The sequence below is a fragment of the Proteus genomosp. 6 genome, from assembly GCF_040139785.1.
GTDB lineage: Bacteria > Pseudomonadota > Gammaproteobacteria > Enterobacterales > Enterobacteriaceae > Proteus.
In genome coordinates this window covers 1-6,604 of the sequence record NZ_JBEEVJ010000027.1, presented here as the reverse complement: position 1 = coordinate 6,604, position 6,604 = coordinate 1, and the positions used below count along the sequence as shown (strand labels likewise).

The 6,604-nt window shown below is 57.3% G+C and carries 6 protein-coding genes; 4 read left to right on the top strand and 2 right to left on the bottom strand.

From position 1 onward, the window contains the following. The first annotated feature begins 30 nt into the window (after window positions 1-30). Both ABN212_RS18450 and ABN212_RS18445 read left to right on the top strand, forming a co-directional pair. Complete coding sequence (locus ABN212_RS18450; protein WP_001044207.1) at window positions 31-513, top strand: Mu transposase C-terminal domain-containing protein; 483 nt, start codon at window positions 31-33, stop codon at window positions 511-513. A 2-nt stretch (window positions 514-515) separates the two neighbouring features. Further along, on the top strand, window positions 516-1,376 hold the full coding sequence (locus ABN212_RS18445; protein ID WP_000344784.1) for a TniB family NTP-binding protein: 861 nt from the start codon (window positions 516-518) through the stop codon (window positions 1,374-1,376). Window positions 1,377-1,426: 50 nt separating this feature from the next. Here the strand turns inward: ABN212_RS18445 and ABN212_RS18440 are convergent, their stop codons facing one another. Next, a complete protein-coding gene (locus ABN212_RS18440) occupies window positions 1,427-2,971 on the bottom strand; it encodes an IS3 family transposase (RefSeq protein ID WP_349443561.1) in 1,545 nt (514 codons plus the stop codon). Window positions 2,972-3,093: 122 nt separating this feature from the next. Here ABN212_RS18440 and istA point away from each other — a divergent pair, with 122 nt between their 5' ends. Together istA and istB are read left to right on the top strand one after the other, a co-directional pair. Then, entirely contained in the window at window positions 3,094-4,617 is a 1,524-nt protein-coding gene (gene istA / locus ABN212_RS18435) for an IS21-like element IS1326 family transposase (protein WP_001324342.1), read from the top strand. Continuing rightward, window positions 4,604-5,389 carry an IS21-like element IS1326 family helper ATPase IstB gene (istB, locus tag ABN212_RS18430; RefSeq protein ID WP_000983249.1) on the top strand — a complete coding sequence of 262 codons (786 nt, stop codon included), beginning with the start codon at window positions 4,604-4,606 and terminating at the stop codon, window positions 5,387-5,389. Before istA ends, istB begins: the two co-directional genes overlap by 14 nt. Window positions 5,390-5,923: 534 nt before the next feature. On the opposite strand, the gene ABN212_RS18425 is transcribed toward istB, so the two are convergent. Next, on the bottom strand, window positions 5,924-6,424 hold the full coding sequence (locus ABN212_RS18425; protein WP_000376623.1) for a GNAT family N-acetyltransferase: 501 nt from the start codon (window positions 6,422-6,424) through the stop codon (window positions 5,924-5,926). Window positions 6,425-6,604 lie beyond the last annotated feature (180 nt).

Sequence of the window (6,604 nt, the reverse complement as noted above, 5' to 3'; positions counted from 1 at the left end):
GGTAAGCAGAGTTTTTGAAATGTAAGGCCTTTGAATAAGACAAAAGGCTGCCTCATCGCTAACTTTGCAACAGTGCCCGCCGATGCGCTCAAGCCGTGGATTGCGCGGCGTGAACGCTGGCCGTCCTTTCTGATCCGGCGCGATCCGCGCGACATCAGCCGTATCTGGGTCCTGGAACCGGAGGGACAGCATTACCTGGAAATTCCCTACCGTACCTTGTCGCATCCGGCTGTCACCCTCTGGGAACAACGGCAGGCGCTGGCGAAACTGCGGCAGCAAGGGCGCGAACAGGTGGATGAGTCGGCGCTGTTCCGCATGATCGGCCAGATGCGTGAGATTGTGACCAGCGCGCAGAAGGCCACACGCAAGGCGCGGCGTGACGCGGATCGCCGCCAGCACCTCAAGACATCAGCTCGGCCGGACAAGCCCGTTCCGCCGGATACGGATATTGCCGACCCGCAGGCAGACAACTTGCCACCCGCCAAACCGTTCGACCAGATTGAGGAGTGGTAGCCGTGGACGAATATCCCATCATCGACCTGTCCCACCTGCTGCCGGCGGCCCAGGGCTTGGCCCGTCTTCCGGCGGACGAGCGCATCCAGCGCCTTCGCGCCGACCGCTGGATCGGCTATCCGCGCGCAGTCGAGGCGCTGAACCGGCTGGAAGCCCTTTATGCGTGGCCAAACAAGCAACGCATGCCCAACCTGCTGCTGGTTGGCCCGACCAACAATGGCAAGTCGATGATCGTCGAGAAGTTCCGCCGCACCCACCCGGCCAGCTCCGACGCCGACCAGGAGCACATCCCGGTGTTGGTCGTGCAGATGCCGTCCGAGCCGTCCGTGATCCGCTTCTACGTCGCGCTGCTCGCCGCGATGGGCGCGCCGCTGCGCCCACGCCCACGGTTGCCGGAAATGGAGCAACTGGCTCTGGCACTGCTGCGCAAGGTCGGCGTGCGCATGCTGGTGATCGACGAGCTGCACAACGTGCTGGCCGGCAACAGCGTCAACCGCCGGGAATTCCTCAACCTGCTGCGCTTCCTCGGCAACGAACTGCGCATCCCGTTGGTTGGGGTAGGCACGCGCGACGCCTACCTAGCCATCCGCTCCGATGACCAGTTGGAAAATCGCTTCGAGCCGATGATGCTGCCGGTATGGGAGGCCAACGACGATTGCTGCTCACTGCTGGCCAGCTTCGCCGCTTCGCTCCCGCTGCGCCGGCCTTCCCCAATTGCCACGCTGGACATGGCTCGCTACCTGCTCACACGCAGCGAGGGCACCATAGGGGAACTGGCGCACTTGCTGATGGCGGCGGCCATCGTCGCCGTGGAGAGCGGCGAGGAAGCGATCAACCATCGCACACTCAGCATGGCCTGTTGAGTTGCATCTAAAATTGACCCACTGGGGGTGCGGACGATTTCTTGGACGGTTTATACGGACATCAATCCGATCGCATGACGATACTCGATGGGACTACGCCCGCCAAGCGACACTTTGATGCGGCGCTCGTTGTACCAGTGGATATAGGCATCGATTCGCGTCATGAGGTCTTTCAGCGTCACGTGCTGCCAATTCCTCGGGTAGATTAGTTCGGTCTTCAATCGTCCGAAAAAGCCCTCGCATGCAGCATTGTCTGGCGAGCAGCCCTTTTTGGACATCGACCGCGTTAATTGGGCATTTTCAGTGCGGCGGATCCACGCAGGCCAGCGATAATGCGAGCCCCTGTCCGAATGGATAACCGGATGCTCACCGGGTCGCAGTGTCCGTACCGCGTGATCCAGCATGGTATTGACCAGGTTCGCATCCGGGCTGGTGCCGATATTCCAGGCCACCACCAGCCCATCGAAGCAATCGACGATCGGCGAGACGTAGACCTTCCCTGCCGGAATGTGTATTTCCGTCAGATCGGTCAACCATTTCGTATTCGGCGCCGACGCGTGAAAGTCGCGATTCAGCAGATTCGGGACCGCTGGTGTCGGGTCGCCAGCATACGCCGAGAAGCGCCGGCGGCGCGGTGTTCTCACGACCAGACGCTCTTGCGCCATCAAGCGACGCACGACCTTCTCGGACACACGCATGCCACCAAGGCGCAAGGCACTATCAATGCGTCGATAGCCATAGCAGCGGTAGTTGTCCTCGAAGATAGTCCGAATGACCTCACGCACCTGCGTGTACTTGTCGGGCCGCGTCTGCCGCAGGCGTTGATAGAAGTATGTGCTGCGCGCCAGCTTCAGGCCGCACAACAGATTGGCTAATGGAAACGTGACTCTGAGGGCATCAACCACCTTCGTTTTTTCTCGGCTTGTCAGTTCGAGGGGGTTGATGCCCATGTCTTTTTTTATCAATTCACTCGCCTTCTCCAGAATTGCATTCTCCATGCGAAGCCGCTGGTTCTGGCTCTCCAGTTCGGCCAGTTCCCTGAGTAGTGCCTCATGCCGCTGCTCGAGCGAGGTGTCACCTTTCTTCTTTGTCATGGGTTTTAGGGGCACTTTGCCAAGTAATCGATGCTGCCAGTTATACAACGTTGGTCGCGATACACCGACAGTGTCGGCCACATCCTTTGCCGAACCTACGCGCAGGTTCAGTGCAATGACGGCTTGCTGCTTCTCGAGGCGAGAGCGGGCGACTGTGGGAGCGCTGCTGCCGACGACCGTCCTAGCGAATTCAGGGCGTAAATCACGGATCCAGGCACGCAAGGCCTCGCGGCTTGGGTAGCCCAGGCTTCGGATTGTGTGACTCAGGCAGTAGCCTTGTTCGATATAGTGATCTACTGCCCGTTGCTTTTGCTCATCGGTGTACTGCCGTTTTATCCGTTGATAGCCTCGGCGAAGATCCTGATTCCGTTCGAATTCTGCCAACCAGGCCTTCAGCGAGTTCTTGGTGGGGTATCCCAGCTGCCGTAGTGTGGCGCTCATCCGGCGCCCAAGCTTCAGGTACAACCTCACGGCTCGAAGGCGATCTTCATACGAATACATGAACTACTCCTAAAGTAGTCCAAGATTTTGTCCGCACCCCAACTTAGGGTAAAGATTTGCGTCGAAATTTGACCCACGTATGACACTGTTTCCCGTCTGGATATGGCGGGAGAAATCAAGGAGTGATAAACGTGGCGATATTGAGCGCAATTCGACGCTGGCATTTTCGCGATGGTGCGTCGATTCGGGAAATAGCCCGACGAAGCGGCCTGTCCAGGAACACCGTTCGCAAGTATTTGCAAAGCAAGGTGGTTGAACCGCAGTACCCAGCGCGAGACAGCGTTGGCAAGTTAAGTCCTTTTGAGCCCAAGTTAAGGCAGTGGCTCTCCACCGAGCACAAAAAGACAAAGAAGCTGCGCAGAAACCTGCGCAGCATGTACCGGGATTTGGTCGCTTTGGGCTTTACCGGGTCTTATGACCGAGTGTGTGCCTTTGCCCGACAGTGGAAAGATTCCGAACAGTTCAAGGCGCAAACCTCGGGCAAGGGTTGTTTCATCCCCTTGCGCTTTGCTTGTGGCGAAGCCTTCCAATTCGATTGGAGTGAGGACTTTGCCCGCATAGCGGGCAAACAGGTCAAACTTCAGATTGCCCAGTTTAAGTTGGCCCACAGCCGGGCCTTTGTGCTTCGGGCTTACTACCAGCAAAAACATGAAATGCTGTTTGATGCCCACTGGCATGCCTTTCAAATCTTCGGTGGCATTCCCAAGCGCGGCATCTACGACAACATGAAGACCGCTGTGGATTCGGTGGGGCGTGGCAAAGAGCGCAGGGTCAATCAGCGGTTCACTGCCATGGTCAGCCACTACCTGTTTGATGCGCAGTTCTGTAATCCAGCATCGGGTTGGGAGAAAGGCCAGATTGAGAAGAACGTGCAGGATTCCCGCCAACGCCTGTGGCAAGGGGCACCAGACTTTCAAAGCCTTGCTGATTTGAATGTGTGGCTTGAGCATCGCTGCAAAGCGCTGTGGTCTGAGCTGCGCCACCCCGAATTGGACCAAACCGTGCAAGAGGCCTTTGCCGATGAACAAGGCGAGTTGATGGCGCTACCCAATGCCTTTGATGCATTCGTGGAGCAAACCAAGCGAGTCACTTCAACCTGCCTTGTTCACCACGAGGGCAATCGCTACAGCGTTCCTGCCAGTTACGCCAACAGGGCCATCAGCCTTCGGATTTATGCAGACAAGCTGGTGATGGCTGCCGAAGGCCAACACATTGCCGAGCATCCAAGATTGTTTGGCAGTGGCCACGCTCGGCGTGGCCACACACAATACGACTGGCACCATTACTTGTCTGTGCTTCAGAAGAAACCTGGGGCGTTGCGCAATGGTGCGCCATTTGCTGAATTGCCACCCGCGTTCAAGAAGCTTCAATCCATCTTGCTGCAACGCCCCGGCGGTGACCGTGACATGGTGGAAATTCTGGCCCTTGTATTGCACCACGATGAAGGTGCGGTACTCAGTGCTGTGGAATTGGCATTGGAGTGTGGCAAGCCATCGAAGGAGCATGTGCTTAATCTGTTGGGACGTTTGACCGAAGAACCTCCACCCAAACCGATTCCAATTCCCAAGGGGTTAAGGCTGACATTGGAACCACAGGCCAACGTGAACCGCTATGACAGTTTAAGGAGAGCCCATGATGCAGCATGAAGGCCATGTGAGAATCCTCAAATCCTTGAAACTCTTTGGCATGGCACACGCCATTGAGGAGTTGGGCAATCAGAATTCACCAGCATTTAATCAAGCCTTGCCCATGCTGGACAGCTTGATTAAAGCTGAAGTGGCAGAGCGTGAAGTACGTTCGGTGAACTATCAATTGCGGGTGGCCAAGTTCCCCGTGTATCGGGACTTGGTGGGCTTTGACTTCAGTCAAAGCCTGGTTAATGAGGCCACGGTCAAACAATTGCACCGGTGCGACTTCATGGAACAAGCCCAGAACGTGGTGCTGATTGGTGGGCCAGGCACAGGCAAGACTCACCTGGCCACAGCCATTGGTACACAAGCAGTGATGCACTTGAACCGACGGGTGCGTTTCTTCTCCACCGTGGATTTGGTCAATGCACTGGAGCAAGAGAAATCATCTGGGCGTCAGGGACAAATCGCAAACCGTCTGTTGTATGCCGATTTGGTGATTCTGGATGAGCTGGGATATTTGCCTTTTAGCCAAACCGGTGGGGCACTGCTGTTTCACCTGCTCTCAAAGCTGTACGAAAAAACCAGCGTGATACTGACCACCAACTTGAGCTTCTCGGAATGGAGCCGAGTGTTTGGCGATGAAAAGATGACAACAGCGTTGTTGGACCGACTAACCCACCACTGCCACATCCTGGAAACCGGCAATGAAAGTTACCGCTTCAAACACAGTTCAACTCAGAATAAGCAGGAGGAAAAACAGACCCGCAAACTGAAAATCGAGACATAATTCTGACAACAAGGGGTGGGTCAAAATTCAATGCAAATCCCGGGTCAAATTTGGGTGCAAATCAACAGCGTGGGTTTGATCACGTGTCGAAACCCTGGCGTACCCCACCAACATGCTGTTCTCCTCTCAAAACACTTAGAAACGTAGATCGGTGAGAGATCGGAAGCGAGAGGCAGTTTTGAGAGACCTTCAACCTTCGGCAGACTGTCGGCTTTGGTATCTCTCATAAACGGATGTTTTTGAGAGAACTATCTTCGGCCTTCACACGCACGAAAGGCGGCGAAGCTCCGCCGTTAATCCGTCCGCCGGAGATCTCGCCCAGGCAGGCTGAAGGCCGAGCAAGCCTGACAGGCCCGAAAAGCCCGGCACGGGCGTCGGCGGCGATGACGGCGGCGGCATTATCCAGGGTTGATGATGGAAGTGGAGGATATCGACAACCTCTCGCGCAACCAAGACATCGCGGTCGGACTGCAAGTGATCTTGAAGCCACGGGCCCGTCCCACCCCGACATGGACCTCGATGCCCGAACGGACGTTAGATTTCGAGTTCTAGGCGTTCTGCGATGAAGGTTGGATCCCAGCCGGGATTGAAAGTGTCGACGTGGGTGAATCCGAGCCGCTCGTATAGGCCACGCAGGTTCGGGTGGCAGTCGAGCCGCAGCTTGGCGCACCCCTGCGTTCGCGCGGCATGGCGGCAAGCCTCGATCAGCGCGGAGCTGACACCCCGGCCCGCATGTGTCCGTCGCACCGCGAGCTTGTGCAGATATGCGGCCTCCCCCTTGAGGGCGTCGGGCCAGAACTCGGGATCCTCGGCCGACAAGGTGCAACAGCCGACGATGCCGTCGCTGCAACTCGCGACTAGGAGCTCGGATCTCAGGACGAAGGTCTCCGCGAATGTCCGGTCGATCCGCGCGACGTCCCAGGCGGGCGTTCCCTTGGCGGACATCCACGCCGCAGCGTCGTGCATCAGCCGCACAACCTCGTCGATATCACCCGAGCAGGCGACCCGAACGTTCGGAGGCTCCTCGCTGTCCATTCGCTCCCCTGGCGCGGTATGAACCGCCGCCTCATAGTGCAGTTTGATCCTGACGAGCCCAGCATGTCTGCGCCCACCTTCGCGGAACCTGACCAGGGTCCGCTAGCGGGCGGCCGGAAGGTGAATGCTAGGCATGATCTAACCCTCGGTCTCTGGCGTCGCGACTGCGAAATTTCGCGA

Bases quoted from the DNA above. Each gene is read 5' to 3' on its own strand.
- ABN212_RS18440 (WP_349443561.1), bottom strand. From the start codon at position 2,971: ATGTATTCGTATGAAGATCGCCTTCGAGCCGTGAGGTTGTACCTGAAG.
- istB (WP_000983249.1), top strand. From the start codon at position 4,604: ATGATGCAGCATGAAGGCCATGTGAGAATCCTCAAATCCTTGAAACTC.
- ABN212_RS18425 (WP_000376623.1), bottom strand. From the start codon at position 6,424: ATGGACAGCGAGGAGCCTCCGAACGTTCGGGTCGCCTGCTCGGGTGAT.